The organism is Streptomyces caniferus (assembly GCF_009811555.1).
GTDB classification, from domain to species: Bacteria; Actinomycetota; Actinomycetes; order Streptomycetales; family Streptomycetaceae; genus Streptomyces; species Streptomyces caniferus.
Genome location: NZ_BLIN01000005.1, coordinates 1,148,341 through 1,170,797, shown reverse-complemented (window position 1 = coordinate 1,170,797; position 22,457 = coordinate 1,148,341). Strand labels below are relative to the sequence as shown.

Sequence of the window (22,457 nt, the reverse complement as noted above, 5' to 3'; positions counted from 1 at the left end):
TGGCCACTCGAAGGATCCTTCGAGTGCCGCGCTGGTAGGCTGGCCAATGGCCGCAGACCCCGTGCGGGAGAGTCCTCTGTCGTTCGCGGCGAGGGCGCCGAAGGAGCAAATCCTCCCCGGAATCTCTCAGGCACCCGTACCGCATGGGCGAGGTCACTCTGGAAAGCAGGGCGGGCCACGGAAGGCACAGCTCCGGGACCCCTCCTCACCGACGGTGAAAGCCGGGCCGCCTCGCGCGGGCCGGTGAAGCTCTCAGGTTGAGATGACAGAGGGGGAGGCCGTCCGGGCACCCGCGCCGTGGTGCCCCTCGTAGGTCGTACGACCAGGAGGCCCCCGCAGATGACCACCAATCGCATCTCCTTGACCGAGCTGGAACGCGGCACTCCCTTCGAGCACCGGCACATCGGTCCCGACCACGAGGCGCAGGCCAAGATGCTCGCGCACATCGGGTTCGGATCGCTGGACGAGCTCACCGACACCGCCGTTCCCGATGTGATCAAGAGCGCGGAGGCGCTCGGCCTGCCGCAGGCCCGTACCGAGGCCGAGGTGCTCCAGGAGCTGCACGGCCTCGCGGACCGTAACCAGGTGCTGGCGTCCATGATCGGACTCGGCTACTACGGCACGTTCACCCCGCCGGTGATCCTCCGCAACGTCATGGAGAACCCGGCCTGGTACACGGCGTACACCCCTTATCAGCCGGAGATCTCGCAGGGCCGCCTCGAGGCGCTGCTGAACTTCCAGACGATGGTCGCCGACCTGACCGGCCTGCCCACCTCCGGCGCCTCCCTGCTGGACGAGGGCACCGCGGCCGCCGAGGCGATGTCCCTCTCCCGTCGGGTCGGCAAGGTCAAGCAGGGCGTCTTCCTGATCGACGCCGACTGTCTGCCGCAGACCATCGCCGTGATCGAGACCCGTGCGGAGCCCACCGGCGTCGAGGTCGTGGTCGCTGACCTGTCCGACGGCATTCCGGCCGAGGTCGCCGAGCGCGGTGTGTTCGGTGTGCTGCTGCAGTACCCGGGCGCCTCCGGCGCGGTCCGCGATCCGCGCGCCCTCATCGAGCAGGCCCACGAGCTGGGCGCGATCGTCACCGTCGCCGCCGATCTGCTCGCCCTGACGCTGCTGACCTCGCCCGGTGAGCTCGGCGCGGACATCGCCGTCGGCACCACCCAGCGCTTCGGCGTCCCGATGGGCTTCGGCGGCCCGCACGCCGGCTTCATGGCCGTACGCGACCAGTTCGCCCGCAGCCTGCCCGGACGTCTGGTGGGCGTCTCCGTCGACGCCGACGGCCACAAGGCCTACCGCCTCGCGCTGCAGACCCGTGAGCAGCACATCCGCCGCGAGAAGGCCACCAGCAACATCTGCACCGCTCAGGTGCTGCTCGCCGTCATGGCCGGCATGTACGCGGTCTACCACGGCCCTGAGGGCCTGCGGACCATCGCGCGGCGCACCCACCGCTACGCCGCGGTCCTCGCCGAGGGCCTGCGGGCCGGCGGGGTGGAGATCGTGCACGACGCGTACTTCGACACGCTGACCGCGCGGGTGCCCGGCCGGGCCGCCGAGGTCGTCGCCGCCGCCCGTGAGGCCGGCGTCAACCTCCGGCAGGTCGACACCGACCTGGTCGGCATCGCCTGCGACGAGACCACCGGACGCGCGCAGCTGGCCGGCGTCTGGGGCGCCTTCGGTGTGCACGGCGACGTCGAGCAGCTGGACGCGGCCGCCGCCGAGACGCTGCCGCAGGCCCTGCTGCGCAGCGACGACTACCTCGCCCACCCGGTCTTCCACCAGTACCGCTCCGAGACCGCGATGCTGCGCTACCTGCGCACTCTCGCGGACAAGGACTACGCGCTGGACCGCGGCATGATCCCGCTCGGCTCCTGCACCATGAAGCTGAACGCGACCACCGAGATGGAGCCGGTCACCTGGCCCGCCTTCGGCCAGCTGCACCCGTTCGCGCCGGCCGGCCAGGCCCAGGGCTACCTCACGCTGATCCAGGAGCTGGAGGAGCGGCTGGCCACCGTCACCGGCTACGACAAGGTCTCCATCCAGCCCAACGCCGGATCGCAGGGCGAACTGGCCGGTCTGCTGGCGGTGCGTGCCTACCACCGCGCCAACGGCGACGAGCAGCGCACCGTCTGCCTGATCCCGTCCTCCGCGCACGGCACCAACGCCGCCAGCGCCGTGATGGCCGGTATGAAGGTCGTCGTCGTCAAGACCGGCGAGGACGGCGAGGTCGACGCCGACGATCTGCACGCCAAGATCGAGAAGCACCGTGACGAGCTCGCGGTCCTGATGGTCACCTACCCCTCCACGCACGGCGTGTTCGAGGAGCACATCACCCAGATCTGCGCGGCGGTGCACGACGCCGGCGGCCAGGTCTACGTCGACGGCGCCAACCTCAATGCGCTGGTCGGTCTCGCCGAGCCCGGCAAGTTCGGCGGCGACGTCTCGCACCTCAACCTGCACAAGACGTTCTGCATCCCGCACGGCGGCGGCGGCCCGGGCGTCGGACCGGTCGGCGTACGCGCCCACCTGGCGCCGTACCTGCCCAACCACCCGCTGCAGCCCGGTGCGGGTCCCGAGACGGGTGTGGGACCGATCTCCGCGGCGCCCTGGGGCTCGGCCGGCATCCTGCCGATCTCGTGGGCGTACGTCCGCCTGATGGGCGCCGAGGGTCTCAAGCGCGCCACCCAGGTGGCGGTGCTGAGCGCCAACTACATCGCCAAGCGCCTCGAGCCGCACTACCCGGTGCTCTACACCGGCCCCGGCGGCCTGGTCGCCCACGAGTGCATCATCGACGTCCGGCCGCTGACCAAGGCGACCGGTGTGAGCATCGACGACGTCGCCAAGCGGCTCATCGACTACGGCTTCCACGCGCCGACGATGTCGTTCCCGGTGGCCGGCACGCTGATGATCGAGCCGACCGAGAGCGAGGACCTCGGCGAGCTGGACCGGTTCTGCGACGCGATGATCGCCATCCGCGCGGAGATCGAGAAGGTCGGCTCGGGGGAGTGGGACAAGGACGACAACCCGCTGCGCAACGCCCCGCACACCGCGGCCGCGCTCGGCGGCGACTGGTCGCACCCGTACACCCGCGAGGAGGCCGTCTTCCCGGCCGGCGTCGAGGCCTCGGAGAAGTACTGGCCGCCGGTGCGCCGCATCGACGGTGCCTTCGGCGACCGTAACCTGGTCTGCTCCTGCCCGCCGCTGGACGCGTACGACAACTGAGTCACGGGGGCGCGGTCGGCGCAACATTCAAGGGCCCTCGGCAGATCTGCCGGGGGCCCTGTGGTGCGTGCCGCGCTCGCGGGTCAGGCGGCGGCGGTGGCGCGAGCGCGGTGCGGGGCGATGACCTGCCCGTCCGGCAGCAGCTCACCGGTGTCCTCGAAGAGCAGGACGCCGTTGCAGAGCAGGCTCCAGCCCTGCTCCGGGTGGTGCGCCACAAGGTGGGCGGCCTCCCGGTCGGTGGAGTCTGCTGACGGGCATGGCGGTTGGTGCTGGCACATGGAAGTTGTCTTTCGCTGCGGGTCGGTGAACGTCGTAGTGCGGCTCGATGAGGTGTTCATGGCCGCTCCCCCGTTTCCATCGGTCGGTCCCAGTGTTGCCCCACGGACGGGATTCCGCAGGGATTTCGCAGCAGCGGTACTCACTCGATACGGACGCGTCACCCATGCGGGCGGTTGCTCCCAATTGCACTCCTCCCCAAGCGGGTTGGGAGTGGTATCCGCGGACTAGGCCGCGCGGGTGAGCACGACAGAGCGCCCCGCGGCCGGACGGGGCCGCGGGGCATGCTCATGCGGAATCGGCGCGGTGCGCCGGATCAGGCGGGTTCGGCGAGGAGCGGGGTGGCCGCCGGTGTCAGGCGCAGGGTGAGCCGGGGGAGCAGGTCGGCGATGCGCTGCGGACGGTGCGCGGCGATCCCCGGCGGGGCGGGCGCCAGCGGTATCAGCAGGTCACCGGGCGCGGCCGGCCCTTCGGCGCCGTCGGAGGCCGTGTCGTGATGCAGCCACAGGGTGAGCATGTACAGCTCGGGGACGGACAGCAGGCGCGGCTGGTAGGGCGTGGCGAGCGACTCGGCCTGCGCCAGAGCCTGCTCCGTCGCGGCGACATAGGGGCCGCCGCAGAAGCGGGAGAAGGTCCAGCCGTCCGCGGTGAGCATCGCCTCGGCGGTCGCCACGGCGCGCTCCCCGCCGCGGACCAGGAAGCGCCAGCCGGTCAGACGGGTCTGCGGCAGGCCGCCGGTCCGGCTGACGTCGTCCCAGACGTGGACGGGCAGCGGGTGGTCGGGGCTGAGCGGACCCTGATGGGCGCGCAGTGCGGGGACCGGAGCCTCGCGGACCGCGGTGGGCGAGCCGAGGGCGGTGAGAACGCTGCGCAGGGCAGGCGCGGGGGCAGGGGGGAGGTGCAGCGGCATGGTGGGTCGCCTCTCGCTTCGGAGACACGGTGGAGCGTGGCGGGTGCAAACGACGCTGTCTGCGTGCGGGGTCAGAGCGTGGCCGGCCGGGGCTGCGGCCCGGCGAGGTCAGCCGCTTGCCCGCGTGCCGGCGCACACCGGGACGCTGGGCGCCAAGTCTCTGCCTCGTAAGCGGAGTTTATACGACGTATGTTCCGAAAGTGTTTCGACTACCGGCCTTGTGGATTTCCGGCAAGGGGAAATCCAGACCGCCGTGCGAGGTGTTTTCCGCCGCTTTGTTCAACGTCTTTACGTTGCCACCTCGTATTGCCCCGGTGGTGCGGTAGGCCGGATCTCGTCGGTGTTTCTCATGAAGGAAATGCGGAAGGCGAGAGCCAACGAGATATGCCGAGGGGAAGTGCCGGTGGCCGGACCACTTCGAGCCTATCGGTACCGGAGTGCCCCCGCGGCGTTATCGATCAGATTGCCGGGGCATCATCGACCGTAGCGTGAGCCCCGGTGGAGTCGGGGAAGGCCCCAAGCGGCCCGTGGCCGCGGGTCGTTCACTCGAGGAGGGACCCTTCGATGGGGGAGAAGGTCGCCGCGGACGGGATCGACCTGGCGGACCGGGAGCGTTATCGAAGAAAGCTCCATGAGTGTCTCGAGGGATTGCAGAGGCTCCTGGCGGAGGAGAGGTTCGACCGGCCCAAAAATCTCATGGGCCTGGAGATCGAACTCAATCTGGCGGGCGCCGACGGACTGCCCCGCATGATGAACTCCCAAGTTCTCGAGCGCATCGCGAGCTGCGATTTCCAGACCGAGCTCGCCCAGTGCAATCTCGAGGTCAACATCCTCCCGCACCGATTGAGCGGCAGCGTGCTGGACCAGCTCGCCGAGGAACTCCGTACGGGGCTCGCCTATGCCGAAAGGAAGGCACGCGAGGTCGCCGCCCGGATCGTCATGATCGGCATCCTGCCCACCCTGCACGCCACTGACCTCACGGCCGCCAGCCTCTCCGAGAACGACCGCTATGTGCTGCTCAACGACCAGATGCGGGCGGCCCGCGGCGAGGACTTCGCGCTCGACATCCGCGGCGTCGAGCATCTGGTCTCCCGCTCGCCCTCCATCGCGCCGGAAGCCGCGTGCACCTCGGTCCAGCTGCACCTGCAGGTGACACCGGGCCGCTTCGCCGCCGTCTGGAACGCGGCACAGGCCATCGCCGCGGTGCAGGTGGCGGTCGGCGCCAATTCGCCCTTCCTCTTCGGCCGTGAGCTGTGGCGCGAGTCCCGGCCGCCGGTATTCCAGCAGGCCACCGATACCCGGGTGCCCGAGCTGCAGGCCCAGGGGGTGCGCCCCCGCACCTGGTTCGGGGAGCGCTGGATCGACTCCGCATACGACCTGTTCGAGGAGAACGTGCGCTACTTCCCGCCGCTGCTGCCGTTGTGCGGACCGCAGGAGCCGCTGCGGGTCCTCGACGAGGGCGGGGCGCCCGACCTGGCCGAACTCGTGCTGCACAACGGCACGATCTACCGCTGGAACCGCCCCGTCTACGCGGTCGCCGACGGCGTGGCGCACCTCAGGGTCGAGAACCGGGTGCTGCCCGCCGGCCCCACCGTCGCCGATGTCATCGCCAACACGGCCTTCTACTACGGACTGGTGCGGGCGCTGGCCGAGGAGCCGCGCCCCATCTGGTCGCGTCTCCCGTTCGTCGCCGCGGCCCGCAACTTCGACGCCGCCTGCCGGTACGGCATCGACGCCACCCTGGACTGGCCCCGCCCCGGACGGGCCGGTGGTATCGCCGAGATCCCCGCCGTACGGCTGGTGCGCAGTGAACTGCTGCCCCTGGCGGCTCGCGGGCTGGACGCCTGGGGGGTGGAACCGGCCGATCGTGACCACTACCTCGGCATCATCGAGGAGCGCTGCCGGCGCCGGGTCAACGGCGCGTCCTGGCAGGCCGCGGCCTGCCATCACGCCCGGCGCCAGGGCCTGGACCGGGATGCCGCGCTCGCCGCGATGACCCGGCGCTACAGCGAGCTGATGCACACCGGGGAGCCGGTACACACCTGGCCGGTCGCCTGGCCGGTCGGCGGGCGGCCCGTCGTACGGGAGCGTCAGGAGGCGGCGACCGAGGGGGCGTAGCGGGGCGGACGGCGGAGAATGCCCGGTGGGAGCCGGTGCATCGGGCCGGTGCGGATGCGCCGGTCGGAGGGCTCAGCGCGGGCCCTTGCCGCCCGCCGTCATGAGGGCCTTGAGGAGCACCTGGTGGAGCTGCGACGGGTCGGCGACCCGGTGGGCCGATCCGCCGGTCGGCGCCACGATGCGGTTCAGGGCCGTGGTGTCGGCCACCGGGCCGAGCGCGAGGGCGATCACCGGTACCGGCTTCTTGGGGTCGGACAGCTTCTCGAGCTCGGCGGCCAGGGCGTCGAGGCCGAGGCTGCCGATGTCGTCGTTGGCGCCGTCGGTGACGATGACCAGGGCGTTGAGCTTCCCGCTCGTATACGTGGCGCAGGCCTGCCGGTACGCGGCGAGGGTGGTGTCGTACAGGCCGGTGGCGCCACGGACGACCGGTGCCAGCGAGCCGAACGCGGCGGTGAGCGCGTCGCGGTGGGTGCCGCCGGCCGGGTCCCGGTCGCCGAGGCGGCTGGTGGGGGACAGCTCCACATAGTCCTTGGCGCCGTCCAGGCGGGTGGCGAACTTCCACAGCCCGATCTCGTCCTCGGGCGTGAAGGTGGTCAACGCCTGGAGCAGGGAGTTCTTGGCGAGATCCATCCGGGACCGGCCGCCGCCGCCCGGGACCGGGCTGCCCATCGACGGTGAGGCGTCGACGACCGTGGTGAACCGGATGTTCTGGACCGTGACCGTCCACCTCCCCATCAGCGCCTGGACTTCCTTGATGGTCGGCGGATCGGCGGGGGCGGCGGAGTACGGCTGCGGCGCACGGGCACCGGCCGCGGCAGCCACCTTCGGGTCCGCCTCGCCGTTGCCGGCCCGGAAGCCGTGCCCGCGCAGTGTGCGCTGGCCTCCGGACTCGCCCAGCAGCGTCATGAAACGGCCCGCGGCGCGGGTCTGCTCGGGGCTCATCTCCGCCTCGTCGACCAGCGTGTACGGGTAGTCGAGCCGGGCCGTGCCGTCCTGCGGGTAGAACAGCTCCAGATCGGGGCCGCCACCTGCCGCGGTGTTGTGGGCGAACGCGGCCTGCTCCGACAGCAGCAGCGCCTGGTTGCGGCGCGGATTGCCCTGCTCCGCACCGGAGGCGTCGCGCGGCAGGGTGGCCAGGGCCGGTCCGTCGCCGTCCGCGATCCGCTGGTGGAGAAGCTTGGCGGTGGCGGCGGTGCGGGTGGTGGCCTCGGCGCCGTCCTTGGCGTCCTTGCGGTCGGCGGCGCTGATCCGGGCCAGTGAGAGCAGTCCGGTGGCGCTGCGGGCCGGGTCGGCGACGCCCAGACGCAGGGCGTCGCCGGAGGTCGCGGTCCGGATCAGCTTCGTCCAGGGGTAGGTCTTCTCGGGCCAGCCGAGTGAGGCGGCGGCCTGGGAGGTGGCGCCCAGCGCGATCGGGGACGAGGCGACGGTGCCGGCGGCGGTCAGCGGAGTGCCGCGTTCCGCCTCGACCCGGTCCACCCACATGCTCGAATCCGGTATCCATACCTGGAATTCGGGGTCGACCGGCCGCTGCCCGAACGCGTCGGCGAGGTCGTTGGCGGCCCGCGCGGTGACCCTGACGTCCAGACATCTGCCGTCGGTGCGCGTCGCGTCCTCACGGGCGGTCTCGGCCACCGCTTCGAGCGCCGGGGCGATATCGGGCGAGGCGGCCACGTCGAGCCGCGCCGACCGGCCGTCGCAGGGGCCCCCGAACGGGAGCAGGCCGCCGCGCAGCGCCACCACCGAGCCCGCGGCGACGGCCAGTACGAGACCGGTGGAGATGACGAGGGTGCGCCGACGCGCACCGGAGCGGGCCCCCGTGCGCTCCGCCGTGGAGCCGTCGGGCAAGCTGTGTCGTCCCATTGCGGTAGCGCCTCTCCTTCTCGGAGCTCGATCGGGATTCGATGGGGAGAGGGGAAGCGCGCCACGTGGATGGCGCCCGTCCCCGGCCTGTCGCGCGCGATCTTCGTACCTGCTGTCGAGACCCTAGCGGGGCGGTGGTGGCGAAGAGGCGGTAATGCGGAAGTGGAGGAAGCGTGCAGTCGGATACAAGTCCTGTGGCCGATGCGGACGTTCCAGGTAAGGGGCCCGGTACGGGATCGGGAACGGGAGTGGCCGAGGAGCCGTCCCGGAGCATCCTGCGGAGCGAGACGCTGATCGTCCTGGCCCTGTCGCTGGGGGCCAGCGGGGTGTCGGCGCTGATCAGCTTCGTCGGATCGCTGACCAAGCCCGGCGGCCTCAAGCACCAGGCGGCGACGCTCAACGGGTCCCATGCACCCGGCCGGCCCTGGCTCGATCTTGCCTGGCAGCTGTTCGGCATCGCGACCGCCCTCGTTCCCGTGGTGCTGGTGGCGCATTTTCTGCTGCGCGAACGGGCCGGCGGGCTGCGGGCGATCGGCTTCGACCGGCGGCGGCCCGGCTTCGACCTGAGCCGGGGCGTCGGGCTGGCGGCCGTCATCGGAGGCAGCGGTCTGCTGCTCTATCTGGGCGCGCGGGCGGCCGGATTCAATCTGACGGTGGTCCCCGAGGCGCTGCCCGCGGTGTGGTGGAAGATCCCGGTGCTGATCGCCTCGGCGGTGCAGAACGCCGTCCTGGAAGAGGTCATCGTCGTCGGGTATCTGCTGCGCAGGCTGGGGCAGTTGGGCTGGTCGCCGATGGCGGCGCTCGCCGCCAGCTCGGTACTGCGCGGTTCCTACCACCTCTACCAGGGCATCGGCGGCTTCGTCGGCAACATGGTGATGGGCGTGATCTTCGTGCTGCTCTACCGGCGATGGGGGCGGGTCGGGCCGCTGGTCGCCGCGCACGCCCTGATCGACACCGTGGCGTTCGTCGGCTACGCAGTGCTCGCGGGGCACGTGGGGTGGTTGCCGACGGCGTGAGAGGGGCGTGGCGCGGGGGACGTGGGACGGCTGCCGACGGTGTGAGGCGGGCGAGGCGCGGGGCACCGCCGGTGCCTGCCGCGCCTCTCGGGGACTGCTCCCGCGGGGTCGGTTCAGCCGGTGACCAGCAGCTCGCCGTCGATGACCGTGACCGCCGAGCCGGTCAGCAGCGTACGGTCGCCGCGCAGCTCCGTGCGGACGAAGCCGGTGCGGGCGGCGCCCTGCAGACCGACGAGGGCGTCACGGCCCAGGCGGGCGGACCAGAACGGGGCGAGCGCGGTGTGCGCGCTGCCCGTCACCGGGTCCTCGTCGATGCCGACGGCGGGGAAGAAGCAGCGCGAGACGAAGTCGTAGCCGCCGTCGGGGTGCTCGGCGGGCGCGGTGGCGATCACGCCCCGGCCGCCGTGCCCGGCCAGCGCCCGGAGATCCGGCGTCAGCGCCCGTACGGACTTCTCGTCGGACAGCTCGACCAGGAGATCCCCCACGTCGGGGCCGGTGTCGTGCGCGGAGCGGATCTCGGTGCCCAGCGCGTCCGCGACGACCTGCGGTACGTCGACGGGCGTGAGCGGGGCGGTCGGGAAGTCCATGGTGATCGCCCCGCCGGTGTCGGCGGTCGTGGTCAGCACCCCACTACGGGTGCGGAAGCGGACCGTACCGGTGGCCGTCCCGGTGGTGTGCAGGACGTGTGCGGTGGCCAAAGTGGCATGCCCGCACATGTTCACCTCGGCGGCCGGGGTGAGCCAGCGCAGCGCCCAGTCGGCGTCACCGCCCTCGGGCAGCGGGTGCGCGAAGGCGGTCTCGGAGAGATTGACCTCGGTGGCGACCTGCTGCAGCCAGGCCGTATCGGGAAAGGCGCCGGAGTCGAGGAGCACGACTCCCGCGGGGTTGCCGGTGAACGGACGCTCACTGAAGGCGTCGACGATACGAATCCTCATGGCCGCGAGCGTAGAGGTGCCACAGAGCCGCCGACCAAGGCCAATCCGAGAGAATTGGACATGGGCTGGTGCCAGGGGGCCGGGGCCGGGTCGGGGTGTCGGTCGGACGCGATGTTCCAGGTGTGACGCCAGATGTCCCAGGTGTCTCGTCCCGGCGAACCATCAGCTGCTGCCACTGACCTCGGCGGCGTCCGCGGGCCCACCACTGCGGGCGGTGGCCGGCCTCTCAGTCGATACAGAATTCGTTGCCCTCGATGTCCAGCATCGGGATGCACGAATCATTGCCGTCGTACAGCGTCTGCACGTGTACCGCGCCGAGCGGGACCAACCGTGCGCATTCGGCCTGAAGTGCGGCGAGGCGCTCTTCACCTATGAGTCCGGTGCCGACCCGGACATCAAGGTGCACCCGGTTCTTGGCGGCCTTCCCCTCGGGGACGCGCTGGAAGTACAGCCGCGGGCCCACACCTGAGGGATCACTGCAGGCGAACCAGGAATCCCGCTGCTCAGGTGGCTGCGAGCCCTTGAAGTCATCCCACGTGACGAACCCCTCCGGCGGCGGCGGTACGACGTACCCCAACACCTCGCACCAGAAACGAGCGAGGCGCTCAGGTTCTGCGCAGTCGAAGGTGACCTGGAACTGCTTGATCGACGTCATCGGCCCACCATATGGGCTCCTGCCCTTCGAAATCCCGAGGTTCCACGGCGTACGGGTCGAGATCACGCGTGACATGAGCGGCATGGGTGGCATGAGCGGGCCGGATCGCCTGGGACGACGAGCGATTCGGGCCAGATCGGCTGAGGCGGGGCCCCTCCGCATGAGGCAGGACAGCAGGGAGCGCAGCCAAGGGGGCTTGCTTCTACGAACAGTCCCGATATATCGTTGAGGCATCGCAATAGATCAACGATAGAAAGCGAGGGCGCCCTCATGCGTTCCCAAGGACACGATCACGGACATGAGCGCAGGCACGAGTACTGCGGACCCGGCCGCCATGGCGGCCCGGGTGACTTCCCGGGTGGCCGGGAGCGGCTGCGCGCGGCCTTCGGCCCGTTCGGCCCGCCCTTCGGGGGCCCGCCGTTCGGTGGCGGCCGGGGGCGGGGCGGAGCGCGCGGCCGGGCGCGGCGCGGCGATGTGCGCGCCTCGATCCTGGCGCTGCTCAAGGACCGCCCGATGCACGGCTACGAGATGATCCAGGAGATCGCCGAGCGCAGCGGCGGGGCCTGGAAGCCCAGCCCCGGCTCGGTCTATCCGACGCTGCAGCTCCTCGAGGACGAGGGGCTGATCGCCAGCGCCAGCGAGGGCGGCAAGAAGCTGTTCTCGCTGACCGACGCCGGACGCACCGAGGCCGACAGCGGCTCGGACGCCCCCTGGGAGGACGCCGGCCGCGGCGTCGACTGGGAGGCGATGAACGAGATCCGCAAGGCGGGCGGCGGCCTGGTCGAGGCGTTCCGTCAGGTGTGGGCCACGGGCACTCCCGAACAGCGGGAGAAGGCCATGGCGGTGGTCAACAAGGCACGCAAGGAGCTGTATCTGATCCTTGCCGAGGAGGACTGAGCGAGGGGGCGGGTCTGAGCGGGGGAGGTGGGGGGAGTGCTCTTCGGGGGCCGGGGCGAGGCGGCGGCTCCCGGAGGGTCAGGTGACCAGGGCGGCGAGCTTGCGCAGCGACTCGTTCAGCGCGGCGCTCGCCGAGTCCCTGAGCTTGCCGGCCATCAGCGAGACCGCTGCGCCGGTGAACGTGCCGTCGATCCGTACGGACGTCGCCCCGCCGTCCGGTGTGAGCGCGTAGCGCATCCCCAGGCCGACGCCCATCGGGCCCTTGCCCTCGATGTCGAGCAGTCGTCCCGGCTCCAGCTCCCGCACGGTCCAGACGACCTCCGCGGGAAAGCCCATCAGCTTCATGTTCTCCTCGTAGCCCGCGCCGACCACGAGTGATTCCGGGCCGCCCTTGGGGAAGGCGGTGTGGGTGGCGTTCCACTCCCCGTACGAATCGAAGTCGGTGAGCCGGTCCCAGAGCTTCTCGGCCGGCGCTTCGATACGGGCCTGCGCGGTGACTTCGGCCATGCGATCACCCCTTCGGTGACGGTCCCTGGCTGGTGCCGCGGAACGTAGCCCTACGGGAGTGAAGGTTCAATACCGATGACCGTCCCTTGCTGATGAGTCGTCAGGTTCTTGCGGGGGTGCGCCCGGGGTGGCCCGCGACGGACGCGCGGACGCCCCGGGTCCGCATGTCCGGCCTCCACGATTCCCCCGCATCTCCTCCCCAAGGATGAGACGTGCGCGGCCGTGCCCAACCACCGTGGGAGACGCAAATGCTCCCCGCCGGGGATGATCCGGCCTTCGGAGGCTGGTGGGGTGGGTGCTGTGCAAAACCGTACTGCGTACAGTGGTGGCGACGGGCCCGCCCAGGAGGACCTCGACAGCCGGCTCACCGTCGAGCTCGCGACGGTCGTCTCCGCAGCCCGCAGGCGGGCCACCCGCGACGGCGACCGGCAGGTCGACACCGCGCATCTGCTGCACGGCCTCCTCGAATCGGACCCCGCCGTACGCGCGGCCTTCGACGGTCCACCGCAGGTCGCACGGCTCCTGGGCTACCTCGTCCAGCGCAGCATCGGCTACGGACTCCAATGGCACGGCACCATCGAGGACTCCGGCGCGGTCCCCATGGTCACCGAGGGCGGGGTCCCCGGATGGTCGCCGGCCGCGGCCGCCGCCATGGACGGCGCCCTGGACCGCGCCCATGCCCGCTACGCCACCCGCGCGGGCTGCCTCGACCTGCTCGCCGCCCTGGTGGACGACCCCGAGTCCCGCGCCGTCGAGGTACTGCGCCGAGCCTCCGTCGACACCGGCCGGCTCGCCGCCCGCCTGGACGGATGACGCCCGGCCCGGACGGACAGGGGTCTGGGGGGTCACACTGCTGACGGTGGCTGCCATGATGACCCGATGCACGCGTCTTCGGGGAGCCCGGTGGGTCCATCGACCGGCCCGGGCCAGGGAACTCCAGGGTCCTCGGGGGCCCAGTCGTCGCCGCCCGCCCTCGGGGCGAACCGCAGCGAGGCGTCCAGGGGGCGCGGCGCCGGCCTCGGTATCGCCCTGGTGTCCGCCCTGGCCTTCGGCGGTTCGGGCGTCGCCGCCAAACCCCTGATATCCGCCGGTCTCGAACCGCTGCACGTCACCTGGCTGCGGGTCGCTGGTGCGGCGCTGGTCATGCTGCCGGTCGCCTGGCGCCACCGGGAACTGCCGCGCCGCCGGCCCGCGCTGCTCGCGGGCTTCGGGCTGCTCGCCGTCGCGGGCGTGCAGGCCTGCTACTTCGCCGCGCTCTCCCGTATCCCGGTCGGTGTCGCGCTGCTCATCGAATACCTGGCTCCCGCCCTCGTGCTGGGCTGGGTCCGCTTCGTTCAGAAACGGCCGGTCACCCGTGCCGCCGCGGTCGGGGTGGTGCTCGCCGTCGGCGGACTGGCCTGCGTCGTCGAGGTCTGGTCCGGGCTGAGCCTCGACGCCGTCGGACTCGGCCTCGCGCTCGGCGCGGCCTGCTGCCAGGTCGGCTACTTCGTGCTCTCCGATCACGGCACCGACGGCGACGACACGGTGGACCCGCTCGGCGTGATCGCCTACGGCCTGCTGGTCGGCGCGGTCGTCCTCACCGTCATCGCCCGCCCCTGGGGCATGGAGTGGGCGGTCCTCGGCGGCAGCGCGGCGATGAACGGCACCCCCGTGCCCGCCGCCCTGTTGCTCGCCTGGATCGTGCTGATCGCGACGGTGGCCGCGTACCTCACCGGAGTGGTCTCGATCCGCCGGCTCTCGCCTCAGGTGGCCGGGGTGGTCGCCTGTCTGGAGGCGGTCATCGCGACGGTCCTCGCCTGGGTCCTGCTCGGCGAACACCTCTCCGCGCCGCAGATCGTCGGTGGAGTGGTGGTGCTGATCGGCGCCTTCATCGCGCAGTCGGCCAAGCCGGGGACGACGGAGACGGTGCGGGTGGCGGGTGCGGCTGCGGGCGTCGGTGCCGGCACGGGGGCGGAGGACGGGGCGGGCGGCTCCGGTTCTGCGGGAGACGGGGCGGTGTGCGGTGCCGCGGAGGAAGCGGCGAGCGGCGGTGCTGCGAGGGGCCGGCCGGGCTCCGGTGCTCCGGAGGGCGGCGATTCCCCGGCATCCCCGGCATCCCCGCCCTCCACGGCATCTCCGGCTTCGTCGGCGCCCTAGTGGGACACGGGCTGAGTGTCCCGCCGTGCCGGGGCGCTCGGGGACGACTTGTCGCCCGGTTCGGGGGCGACGTAGGGTGACGATCATGCATTCGACTGTGCTGCCCCCTCCCGCCGCGTAGCGCGGGCGGCGGCCTCCGAGGAAAACCCGGCCCGGGAAGGTTCCCGAGCCGTTTTGTCGCTGCCTGCACACGGGACCACGCGACCACTCCACGGCGCACCGCGCCGTCCTGGATTTCCCGGAGCACCCTTTCATGCATGCCACTTCTTCCTCCGCCCTGCCCGTGGGCCGGGGGCTGCTGTACGTGACCTTCGCCGCGACCGCCTGGGGCACGGCGGGCGCGGCCGCCGCCCTCCTCTACCGCGGCAGCGGACTGGGCCCGCTCGCCCTCACCTTCTGGCGTACCTTCGGCGGCCTGGTCCTGCTGCTCGCCGTGCGGGCGCTGCTGCGCCGCCGGGCCGATACCGCCGCCGTCCCCGCTCCCTACGAGCCGCTGCGCCGGCGGATGACCCGGATCGTGGTGACCGGTGTCGCCCTCGCCGTCTTCCAGGCGGCCTACTTCGCGGCCGTCGAAGCCACCGGACTGGCCGTCGGAACCGTCGTCACCATGGGGGCGGGCCCCGTTCTCATCGCCATCGGGGCGCGCGTGACGATGGGCGAACGGCTCGGCGGGGGCGGGGTGCTGGCCGTCGCCGGGGCGCTGGCCGGGCTGGCGGTCCTGGTCCTCGGCGGTGACGGAGGCGCCGACGTCCGGCCCGCCGGTCTCGGTTTTGCCCTGCTGTCCGCGGTCGGCTGCGCCGCGATGACGCTGGCCAGCCGGCGACTGGGCAAGGGCGGTGACAGTGATCCGTACGCCTCGACGATCAGTGCGTTCGCCGTAGGTGCCCTGTGTCTGCTGCCGCTCGCCGTGGCAGAGGGGCTGTGGCCCCAGGGGCACGATCTGGGCCGCAGCCTTGTGCTGCTGGGGTACATCGCGGCCGTGCCGACGGCGCTGGCCTACGGGCTGTACTTCGCGGGGCTGGCCGCCGTCCGCGCCGCGACCGCGTCCGTGATCTCGCTGATCGAGCCGGTGTCGGCCGCGGTGATCGCGGTGCTGTTCCTCGGCGAGCGGCTCACGATGGCGACGGTGCTCGGCACCGGTGTGCTGCTGTCGGCCGTGGCCGCGCTGGCGGTGGCGGAGGCGCGCGGAGCGGTGTCGGCCGCGCGGTCCGCGGCGTCGGCGGCCGGCTGAGACCGGGTGCCCGGCCGGGTGGTGCCGGCCGGGCACCACCCGGCGACGAACGGGCCGGGCCGTAACCGGCGGGGCAGGAGGAGTCGCTACCGGGCCGGTCAGGGCGTCAGGGGGCGCTGTTCAGGAGCGAGGCATGCCGGTGGACGTGTCGGTGGCCGCCAGTCGGCGCTGCTGGTGGGTGCGGGCCGCCGCGTCCCCGGGACCGTTCCGTTCGGCGAGGCGCTCCGACACGCGACGCTGGACGTCCTCGCTCCGTTTGCCCCCGTACTTGAACTTGGCGCGGACCTCGTGCACTTCGAGGCGCAGGCCGCGGATGCCGGACAGCAGCCGCCCGTACGGAGCCGCACCGGCGGCGACCGGGGCCGAGCCGCCGTCCGGCTGGAAGTGGCCCATCTGGCGCTGCAGCAGCGCCGCCTTCGCCTCCGGATCGTCCACCACATGGGCGGTGCAGGTCAGTTGGACCGCGGCGTAGAAGCTGGTGGGGACGCCGTGCTCGGGTGGCTGGTCCTCGGTCGCCTGCCAGGGGCCGGGGATGAAGGTGTAGTCGTCCACCACGCTCAGCAGCACCGTCGGCCGGTCCTCCAGCGCGTCCCAGAGGGGGTTGGGGCGGGCCAGGTGGGTGACGGCCTCGTGGTGGGACGGGTCGTAGGCGAAGTGCAACGGTTGCAGCATCGGAGGCTCGCCGGGCCGGCCGTTGGCGGCCAGCTGACCGAAGTCGTGTGCCGCGAGCCACTGTTGCCATTCGGTGTCTTCGGTCGGGGCGTCCCAGGGATGGATCAGCACGGTCGCTCCTCAGCGCGCGGAGAGGTACGCCGGTTCGGGCGTACCGGGCGCGAGATCGTCGGAGGCTATGGGCGCGCCGTACACCGGGGCCACGGGGAGGACGCCGCTCCAGTACGGCAGCGCGAGATCCTCCGGCTCGTCGTTGGGGCCGCCGCTGCGGATCTTGGCGGAGACCTCGCGCAGGTCGAGACGGATCACGGCGGTCGCGGCCAGTTCCTTGGCGTTCCCCGGCCGGGAGTCCGCCGCGCGGCCGGGCAGCACATGGTCGACGAGCGCGTCGAGAGCGGCCTTCTTCTCCTCGGGGTCGGTCACCTGGTGCGCGGTGCCGTGCACCACGACGCAGCGGTAGTTGATGGAGTGGTGGAACGCGGACCTGGCCAGCACCAGACCGTCGACGTGCGTGACCGTGACACATACCTCCAGGCCGGGATCGGGCGCCTCACCGGCCATCCGCAGCGGTCGGGAACCGGTCGATCCATGCAGGTAGAGACGGTCGCCGACGCGGCCGTAGAGCGTCGGCAGGACGACGGGGGAGCCGTCGCGGACGAAGCCCAGGTGGCAGACGTATCCCGTGTCGAGGATGGCGTGCACCGTCTCCTGGTCGTAGGCCGCGCGCTCACGGGCGCGGGTGGGGGTCGTGCGCGCGGTCGGTTCGTACGCCTCGGCTCGGGACATTGCCAACTCCATTGCACTAGTGCATAATCAAGTTTGTGCTAGGAGAGTATCGGATCGAAGGGCGGCGCGCATCGGAGATTGCCGCCAGTGTCGAGCGAGCCGTCGGTGCGGGCGAGCTCCAACCGGGCGAAGTCCTGCCCCCGCTAAGGGAGTTGGCTGTCTATCTGGAGGTCAATCCGAATACGGTCGCGGCCGCGTACCGCACGCTCCGTGACCGCGGGGTGATCGAAACCGCCGGTCGACGCGGCAGCAGGGTGCGCTCCCGTCCCGCGAGCACGCCACGCGAGGCGCTACGGGTGGAGGTCCCGCCGGGCGTCCACGACGCCTCCGGCGGAAACCCCGATCCGTCCCTGCTGCCCCCGCTCGAACGGGCGCTGGCGGAGGCCGCGGCGCGCAGCGCGAAGCGCCCCGTGCTCTATGGCACGCCCGCCGTGGACGACGACCTCGCGGCCCTCGCCCGCGCGGCGTTCGACGGCGACGGCGTGCCGGCCGGCCCCGTGGCCGTCACCAGTGGCGCACTGGATGCCATAGAACGGGTGCTGGCCGCCCATCTGCGGCCCGGCGACACCGTGGCGGTGGAGGACCCGGGGTGGGGCAGCCTGCTGGATCTCATCCCGGCACTCGGGCTGCGCCCCGCCCCGGTCGAGGTGGACGACGAAGGCCCGCTGCCGGCGTCGCTGGCGCGCGCGCTCCAGGACGGCGCCCGTGCCGTCGTCATCACCGACCGGGCGCAGAACCCCACCGGGGCCGCCGTCGGCCGCGCCCGTGCCACCGAACTCCGCACCCTCCTGGCCGCACACCCCCATGCCCTCCTCATCGAGGACGACCACGGCCACGGGATAGTCGACCTCCCGCTGCATCCGCTCTCCGGCGTCACCGACCATTGGGTCCTGGTCCGCTCCACGGCCAAGGCGTACGGCCCGGATCTGCGCCTGGCGGTGCTCACCGGCGATGCGCTGACCATCGACCGGGTGCGGGGCCGTCAGGGCCTCGGCCCTGGCTGGATCAGCCATCTGCTCCAGGACACGGTCGTCCACCTCTGGCGGACGTCCGCGGTGGACCCGAAAGCGGTGGCCGCGGCGTACGGGCGACGGCGGGACGGGCTGATACGGGCGCTGGCGGAGCGCGGAGTACGCGCCCGGGGCCGCAGCGGAATGAACGTATGGGTCCCGGTCCCGGACGAGACCGGTGCGGTGGCCCGACTCCTGCACTCGGGTTGGGCGGTGGCCCCCGGAGCCCGCTTCCGCCTGGACTCCCCGCCCGGCATCCGCATCACTGTCTCGGCCCTCTCCGATGACGACATCGTCCCGGTGGCGGACGCCATTGCCGCGGCGACGGGAGTGGGGGAGGCGCGGCGGTACGAGTGAGGGGTGGTGTGAGGGGGATGGGGGAAACGGGGGGAGCTGCAGGTGCGGGAGCCCCCGCGCCAGGGCGTGGGGGCTCGGAGGGGGGTGGTGTGGCGCCCGGTCTGGGTGCGGTTAGTCGGTGGGGGAACCGGGACGGGGGAGTGGCGGGGTGCTCGGGCGGGGCTTGCTCTGGGTGAGGGCGGCGCCGGCCAGGACGATGAGGGCGCCGACGGGGGTGTTCCAGCTCAGCTGTTCGTGGAGGAGGGCCACGCCGGCCGCGGTGGCGATCACAGGGATGAAGTACGTGACCATCTGGGCGGTGGTGGGGCCGATCTCGGCGACCAGTCCGTACTGGATGAGGAAGGCGAAGCCGGTGCCCAGGGCGCCGAGGGCGAAGACGGCGAGCAGCGGGATGATCGGGTAGTGGGTCGGTGCGGTGGTGAACAGGGGCGTCACCACGGCCAGTTGGGCGGTGGCCAGCAGGAGCTGGGCGCTGGACATGGACAGGTGGGAGTGCGGGACGCCCGCGAGGGTGCGGCGGACGTAGATCCAGCCGATGGCGTAGCAGAGCGAGGCGCCCAGTGCCATCGCGGTGCCCGTGAGGTCCGTGCCGGTGAAGCCCTGCCAGGCGCCGAGCACCGTGAGCACGCCCAGGAACCCCAGGCCGAGCCCCGCGACCCGGCGTCGGCTGGGGCGGTCCTCGGAGAGCGCCACGACCGAGAGGGCCATGCCCCAGAGCGGGGAGGTGGCGTTGCAGATGCCGGCCAGCGTGGAGGGGATGGTCAGTTCGGCGTAGGCGAAGAGCGAGAACGGCAGTGCGTTGAGGAAGAACGCCGCGACCGTCAGATGGGCCCAGGTGCGGGGGGAGCGGGGGAGTCGATCCCGCTTCATCACGACTATGGCCAGCAGTACCAGCGCACCGAACGCCACCCGGCCGAGCGTGACCTGCAGAGGGGCGAAGCCCTGGGTGCCCACCTTGATGAAGAGAAAGCTGAAGCCCCAGACCAGGGAGAGGGCGGCGAAGCGGAGCGGCCAGCCGCGGGCCCGGCCGGTGGTCTTCGGGATCGTGGTGCCGGTGCGAGTGCGGAGCGAGGCGGGCGGGGCTGCCGTGGCGGCCGTGGCGGCCGTGGTGTGCTCGTCGGCGGTCCGGCGCGCGGTCGTGGCGGGAGTGTTCGTGGTGGCGGCGGAGGCGGTGGGCGCGCCGGTGGTGGTGCTCATGACGACCACGATGCGGTGTGCAACTTCGTAGCACAAGCGAGATTTCGTGGGAGGTATCGCTTAGCATTGCTTATATGTTGAACCTTGATCGCCTACGGACGCTGAGCGCCGTCGCCCGGCACGGGTCGGTGAGCGCCGCCGCCGACGGGCTGCATGTGACGACCTCTGCGGTCTCACAGCAGATCGCCAAGCTCGAGCGGGAGACCGGACAGCAGCTCCTGGCGAAGAACGGGCGCGGGGTCCGGCTGACCGACGCCGGGCGGCTGCTCGCCGACCATGCGACGCGCATCCTCTCCCAGGTCGAGCTGGCACAGGCCGAACTGGAAGCGCATCGCGGGCAGGCGGTGGGCGAACTGCGGCTGGGCGCGTTCCCCACCGCGGCACGAGGACTCTTCCCGGCCGCGCTGGTCGCCCTGCGTGCCGAACACCCACAGTTGCGGGCGCGGCTGACGGAGGTGGAACCGGACGAATCGGTACGTGGCGTGGTGCGCGGCGACATAGACCTGGCCGTCGTCCTGGACTGGTACAACCGGCCGTTGTCACTGCCCGAAGGGCTGGCGAAGGCTCCGCTCCTGGACGATCCGGCCGATGTGGCCATGCCGTCCACGCATCCGCTCGCCCGGCGACGGTCCGTGGAACTGGAGGAATTCGCGGATGACGAGTGGATCTCCTGGCCACAGGGGGAGTTCTGCCACGACTGGTTGATGTTCACTCTGCGCAGCAAGGGCGTGGAGCCGCGCATCGCGCATATGGCCGAGGAGCATCACACCCAGCTGGGGCTGATCGCTGCCGGGCTGGGCGTGGCGGTGGCTCCGCGCCTCGGCCGTGGGCCGGTGCCGGACGGGGTGAGTGTGGTGCCCGTCCGGCACACGATGCGCCGCCACGTCTATGCCATCTGGCGCGCGGACGCCGACCGGAGGCCCTCGATCCGTGCCGCCGTGGGGGCGCTCCGCGCGGCCGGAAAGAACGTGGAGGGCTGCTGAGGCCGGAGCTGCGGCCGGCCCCTGACTGTTGCTTGTTGCCTCTTGCCCCGCCCCCGCCCTCGCCCTGCCCCCGCCCCCTCAGGGTGGTGGCACGATGCCCTGGATGACGCCCAGTTCCAGCAAGTCCTGCGGGCGGATGCGGAGTTGGTCGGCGGTGTCGTGGACCTGTGCTTCCTCGCGTTTGAGGATTGCCGCGGCCAGCTCCGGGGCGATCACGGAGAAGTAGCTGTCCGGCGTCGCCCACAGTCGGCCTGGTGCGGCAAGGGCCAGTGCACCGCCCGAACCGCCCTCGCCGATGAGCAGGGAGGTGACCGGCACCTCGGCGGTGGCGAGCGCCGCGAAGGCATCGGCGATGGCCGCACCCGCACCCGCCCGTTCGGCCTCGGCATCGTTGGCGGCACCCGGGGTGTCGATGAGGGTGAGGACCGGGATGCCCAGCCGTCCCGCCAGCCGGACCAGACGCGCGGCGGTACGGAAGCCGGCCGGGCGGGTGGCCGTGCCGCACTGGGCGGCGAAGGCGACCGTGCGCCCCTCGTGGTGACCGAAACCGCAGCGCAGCCCGGGGTCGACGCCGCCACAGCGGTCGCCGCTGATCTCCTCCCGGTCGTCGAAGTACGCGCGCAGATACGCCTCGGCGCGTGGCCGTCCGGGCTCGCGGGCGCGGACCACCGCATCCCAGCCGGTCTCCGGTAGCGCGGACGCGCCCAGCGCGTACGGCGGGGGTGCCGGCTCCACGGTGCGAGGGCCGGGCTCCTGCGGTGGGTGCATGGGCGGGCACAGCAGTTGCAGCCACCGCTGGAGAGTTTCCCGCAGCCGGTCGGGCGGGACGACGGCGTCGATATGGCCGGAGGCGAGTTGCCCCTCGGCGGAGTAGGCGAAGGGATCGGCGTCCGGAGGGCGCACCCGCGAGCCCGCGAAGCCGATCTGTGCTCCGGGAAGCGCGAGGATCACATCGGCGGCCGCGCCGAGGGTGGCCCAGCCGCCGCCGGTCGTCGGATCGCGCAACACGGCGATCTGTGGCAGGCCCGCGGCGCCGTTCAACGCCGACTGCCGTGCCACCCGCTGGAGTTGGGTGAGCGCGCGCATCCCCTCCTGCATCCGGCTGCCGCCCGTGGCGATCAGCGAGACGACCGGCAGGCCGTGCTCGCGGGCGTGGGTGTAGGCGGCCTCCAGGCGCTCGCCGGTGCGCTCGCCGAGCGAGCCGCCCAGATAGCGGAACTCGAAGGAGAGCACGACCGCTTCCCTGCCGCCTATTGTGGCCAGGGCCGTGACCACCGACTCGTCCTCGCCGGTCCGTGCGTGGGCGTGGGCCCGCGCATCGTCGTAGCCATGCCAGCCGAGCGGGCCGTCCGGTGTGGTCGACGCCGCGGCAGGCGTGGCGCGAGCGGCGGGGACGGTCGTCTCGGTGTACGCATCCGCCACCGCGGCGATGGCTTGACGGGCCGTCAGCCGGGCGCACGGCATCGTCGGGGCAGTCGGGGCAGTCGGGGCAGTCGGGGCAGGGGTGGCAGCGGCGGTCGGAGTTTGGTCGTCGGCCGCGGGGCCGAGTGCTGCATCCTGCTCGTGTGCGGCGTGCCCGAGACGCGCGCCGTGCCCGTCGTCCCTCCCATGGCGCCTGGCCCGGGAACGGGCCTCCTCGCCTGTCCCGGCCCCGTTCCCCGCTGTGTTCCCGTTTCCGGCCGCGCC

Annotated in this window: 19 protein-coding genes and 2 riboswitches; of the genes, 9 read left to right on the top strand and 10 right to left on the bottom strand. The window is 72.1% G+C overall.

What is annotated here, in order from left to right:
- Positions 1 to 54 precede the first annotated feature (54 nt).
- Positions 55 to 152: riboswitch (glycine riboswitch) on the top strand.
- Positions 153 to 279: riboswitch (glycine riboswitch) on the top strand.
- Between the two features lie 60 nt (positions 280 to 339).
- Positions 340 to 3,225 carry an aminomethyl-transferring glycine dehydrogenase gene (gcvP, locus tag Scani_RS21685; RefSeq protein ID WP_159478976.1) on the top strand — a complete coding sequence of 962 codons (2,886 nt, stop codon included), beginning with the start codon at positions 340 to 342 and terminating at the stop codon, positions 3,223 to 3,225.
- 83 nt (positions 3,226 to 3,308) lie between these two features.
- Here the strand turns inward: gcvP and Scani_RS21680 are convergent, their stop codons facing one another.
- Both Scani_RS21680 and Scani_RS21675 read right to left on the bottom strand, forming a co-directional pair.
- Positions 3,309 to 3,503: a DUF5999 family protein gene (locus tag Scani_RS21680; RefSeq protein ID WP_281392292.1), complete on the bottom strand. Its 195-nt coding sequence runs from the start codon at positions 3,501 to 3,503 to the stop codon at positions 3,309 to 3,311.
- Positions 3,504 to 3,817: 314 nt separating this feature from the next.
- Positions 3,818 to 4,411 (bottom strand): hypothetical protein, encoded by a 594-nt coding sequence (locus Scani_RS21675; RefSeq protein WP_159478972.1) that lies wholly within the window; start codon positions 4,409 to 4,411, stop codon positions 3,818 to 3,820.
- A gap of 564 nt (positions 4,412 to 4,975) precedes the next feature.
- On the opposite strand from Scani_RS21675, the gene Scani_RS21670 reads away from it, so the two are divergent.
- Positions 4,976 to 6,529 carry a glutamate-cysteine ligase family protein gene (locus Scani_RS21670; protein WP_159478970.1) on the top strand — a complete coding sequence of 518 codons (1,554 nt, stop codon included), beginning with the start codon at positions 4,976 to 4,978 and terminating at the stop codon, positions 6,527 to 6,529.
- 72 nt (positions 6,530 to 6,601) lie between these two features.
- Here the strand turns inward: Scani_RS21670 and Scani_RS21665 are convergent, their stop codons facing one another.
- The gene (locus Scani_RS21665) at positions 6,602 to 8,389 is read right to left on the bottom strand and encodes a substrate-binding domain-containing protein (protein WP_159478968.1); all 1,788 of its coding nucleotides are present in this window, start codon (positions 8,387 to 8,389) and stop codon (positions 6,602 to 6,604) included.
- Between the two features lie 194 nt (positions 8,390 to 8,583).
- Here Scani_RS21665 and Scani_RS21660 point away from each other — a divergent pair, with 194 nt between their 5' ends.
- Positions 8,584 to 9,405, top strand: coding sequence for a CPBP family intramembrane glutamic endopeptidase (locus Scani_RS21660; protein ID WP_371872366.1), 822 nt, complete (start codon positions 8,584 to 8,586; stop codon positions 9,403 to 9,405).
- A gap of 113 nt (positions 9,406 to 9,518) precedes the next feature.
- On the opposite strand, the gene Scani_RS21655 is transcribed toward Scani_RS21660, so the two are convergent.
- Entirely contained in the window at positions 9,519 to 10,340 is an 822-nt protein-coding gene (locus Scani_RS21655) for a PhzF family phenazine biosynthesis protein (protein WP_159478964.1), read from the bottom strand.
- A gap of 226 nt (positions 10,341 to 10,566) precedes the next feature.
- A complete protein-coding gene (locus Scani_RS21650) occupies positions 10,567 to 10,995 on the bottom strand; it encodes a VOC family protein (RefSeq protein ID WP_159478962.1) in 429 nt (142 codons plus the stop codon).
- Between the two features lie 270 nt (positions 10,996 to 11,265).
- Here Scani_RS21650 and Scani_RS21645 point away from each other — a divergent pair, with 270 nt between their 5' ends.
- A complete protein-coding gene (locus Scani_RS21645) occupies positions 11,266 to 11,892 on the top strand; it encodes a PadR family transcriptional regulator (RefSeq protein ID WP_159478960.1) in 627 nt (208 codons plus the stop codon).
- A gap of 78 nt (positions 11,893 to 11,970) precedes the next feature.
- On the opposite strand, the gene Scani_RS21640 is transcribed toward Scani_RS21645, so the two are convergent.
- Positions 11,971 to 12,399: a type II toxin-antitoxin system Rv0910 family toxin gene (locus Scani_RS21640; RefSeq protein WP_159478958.1), complete on the bottom strand. Its 429-nt coding sequence runs from the start codon at positions 12,397 to 12,399 to the stop codon at positions 11,971 to 11,973.
- 300 nt (positions 12,400 to 12,699) lie between these two features.
- Here Scani_RS21640 and Scani_RS41800 point away from each other — a divergent pair, with 300 nt between their 5' ends.
- The 3 genes from Scani_RS41800 to Scani_RS21625 all read left to right on the top strand — a co-directional run bounded on the left by Scani_RS41800 (position 12,700) and on the right by Scani_RS21625 (position 15,766).
- Entirely contained in the window at positions 12,700 to 13,212 is a 513-nt protein-coding gene (locus Scani_RS41800; protein WP_159478956.1) for a Clp protease N-terminal domain-containing protein, read from the top strand.
- Between the two features lie 66 nt (positions 13,213 to 13,278).
- The gene (locus Scani_RS21630; RefSeq protein ID WP_246296070.1) at positions 13,279 to 14,535 is read left to right on the top strand and encodes an EamA family transporter; all 1,257 of its coding nucleotides are present in this window, start codon (positions 13,279 to 13,281) and stop codon (positions 14,533 to 14,535) included.
- A 253-nt stretch (positions 14,536 to 14,788) separates the two neighbouring features.
- Entirely contained in the window at positions 14,789 to 15,766 is a 978-nt protein-coding gene (locus Scani_RS21625) for a DMT family transporter (RefSeq protein ID WP_159478954.1), read from the top strand.
- A 120-nt stretch (positions 15,767 to 15,886) separates the two neighbouring features.
- On the opposite strand, the gene Scani_RS21620 is transcribed toward Scani_RS21625, so the two are convergent.
- Positions 15,887 to 16,549 (bottom strand): FMN-binding negative transcriptional regulator, encoded by a 663-nt coding sequence (locus tag Scani_RS21620; RefSeq protein ID WP_159478952.1) that lies wholly within the window; start codon positions 16,547 to 16,549, stop codon positions 15,887 to 15,889.
- A gap of 9 nt (positions 16,550 to 16,558) precedes the next feature.
- On the bottom strand, positions 16,559 to 17,224 hold the full coding sequence (locus Scani_RS21615) for a pyridoxamine 5'-phosphate oxidase family protein (protein ID WP_159478950.1): 666 nt from the start codon (positions 17,222 to 17,224) through the stop codon (positions 16,559 to 16,561).
- A gap of 35 nt (positions 17,225 to 17,259) precedes the next feature.
- Here Scani_RS21615 and Scani_RS21610 point away from each other — a divergent pair, with 35 nt between their 5' ends.
- Complete coding sequence (locus Scani_RS21610) at positions 17,260 to 18,591, top strand: aminotransferase class I/II-fold pyridoxal phosphate-dependent enzyme (RefSeq protein ID WP_159478948.1); 1,332 nt, start codon at positions 17,260 to 17,262, stop codon at positions 18,589 to 18,591.
- 111 nt (positions 18,592 to 18,702) lie between these two features.
- Here Scani_RS21610 and Scani_RS21605 read toward each other — a convergent pair whose 3' ends face one another.
- Positions 18,703 to 19,788, bottom strand: a complete 1,086-nt coding sequence (locus Scani_RS21605) for a DMT family transporter (protein WP_174872738.1) — start codon at positions 19,786 to 19,788, stop codon at positions 18,703 to 18,705.
- Between the two features lie 74 nt (positions 19,789 to 19,862).
- Between Scani_RS21605 and Scani_RS21600 the strand changes: the two genes are divergently transcribed.
- Positions 19,863 to 20,771: a LysR family transcriptional regulator gene (locus Scani_RS21600; RefSeq protein ID WP_159478944.1), complete on the top strand. Its 909-nt coding sequence runs from the start codon at positions 19,863 to 19,865 to the stop codon at positions 20,769 to 20,771.
- A 78-nt stretch (positions 20,772 to 20,849) separates the two neighbouring features.
- Here Scani_RS21600 and Scani_RS21595 read toward each other — a convergent pair whose 3' ends face one another.
- Entirely contained in the window at positions 20,850 to 22,235 is a 1,386-nt protein-coding gene (locus tag Scani_RS21595; RefSeq protein ID WP_159478942.1) for a carboxyl transferase domain-containing protein, read from the bottom strand.
- Between the last annotated feature and the right edge of the window lie 222 nt (positions 22,236 to 22,457).

What these genes read in the sequence shown, in the direction of transcription:
- Scani_RS21665 (WP_159478968.1), bottom strand. Translation starts at nt 8,389, where the DNA reads ATGGGACGACACAGCTTGCCCGACGGCTCCACGGCGGAGCGCACGGGG.
- Scani_RS21680 (WP_281392292.1), bottom strand. Translation starts at nt 3,503, where the DNA reads ATGTGCCAGCACCAACCGCCATGCCCGTCAGCAGACTCCACCGACCGG.
- Scani_RS21595 (WP_159478942.1), bottom strand. Translation starts at nt 22,235, where the DNA reads ATGCCGTGCGCCCGGCTGACGGCCCGTCAAGCCATCGCCGCGGTGGCG.
- Scani_RS21640 (WP_159478958.1), bottom strand. Translation starts at nt 12,399, where the DNA reads ATGGCCGAAGTCACCGCGCAGGCCCGTATCGAAGCGCCGGCCGAGAAG.
- Scani_RS21655 (WP_159478964.1), bottom strand. Translation starts at nt 10,340, where the DNA reads ATGAGGATTCGTATCGTCGACGCCTTCAGTGAGCGTCCGTTCACCGGC.
- gcvP (WP_159478976.1), top strand. Translation starts at nt 340, where the DNA reads ATGACCACCAATCGCATCTCCTTGACCGAGCTGGAACGCGGCACTCCC.
- Scani_RS21670 (WP_159478970.1), top strand. Translation starts at nt 4,976, where the DNA reads ATGGGGGAGAAGGTCGCCGCGGACGGGATCGACCTGGCGGACCGGGAG.
- Scani_RS21625 (WP_159478954.1), top strand. Translation starts at nt 14,789, where the DNA reads ATGCATGCCACTTCTTCCTCCGCCCTGCCCGTGGGCCGGGGGCTGCTG.
- Scani_RS21600 (WP_159478944.1), top strand. Translation starts at nt 19,863, where the DNA reads ATGTTGAACCTTGATCGCCTACGGACGCTGAGCGCCGTCGCCCGGCAC.
- Scani_RS21615 (WP_159478950.1), bottom strand. Translation starts at nt 17,224, where the DNA reads ATGTCCCGAGCCGAGGCGTACGAACCGACCGCGCGCACGACCCCCACC.
- Scani_RS21650 (WP_159478962.1), bottom strand. Translation starts at nt 10,995, where the DNA reads ATGACGTCGATCAAGCAGTTCCAGGTCACCTTCGACTGCGCAGAACCT.
- Scani_RS21645 (WP_159478960.1), top strand. Translation starts at nt 11,266, where the DNA reads ATGCGTTCCCAAGGACACGATCACGGACATGAGCGCAGGCACGAGTAC.
- Scani_RS21630 (WP_246296070.1), top strand. Translation starts at nt 13,279, where the DNA reads ATGCACGCGTCTTCGGGGAGCCCGGTGGGTCCATCGACCGGCCCGGGC.
- Scani_RS21605 (WP_174872738.1), bottom strand. Translation starts at nt 19,788, where the DNA reads ATGAGCACCACCACCGGCGCGCCCACCGCCTCCGCCGCCACCACGAAC.
- Scani_RS21675 (WP_159478972.1), bottom strand. Translation starts at nt 4,411, where the DNA reads ATGCCGCTGCACCTCCCCCCTGCCCCCGCGCCTGCCCTGCGCAGCGTT.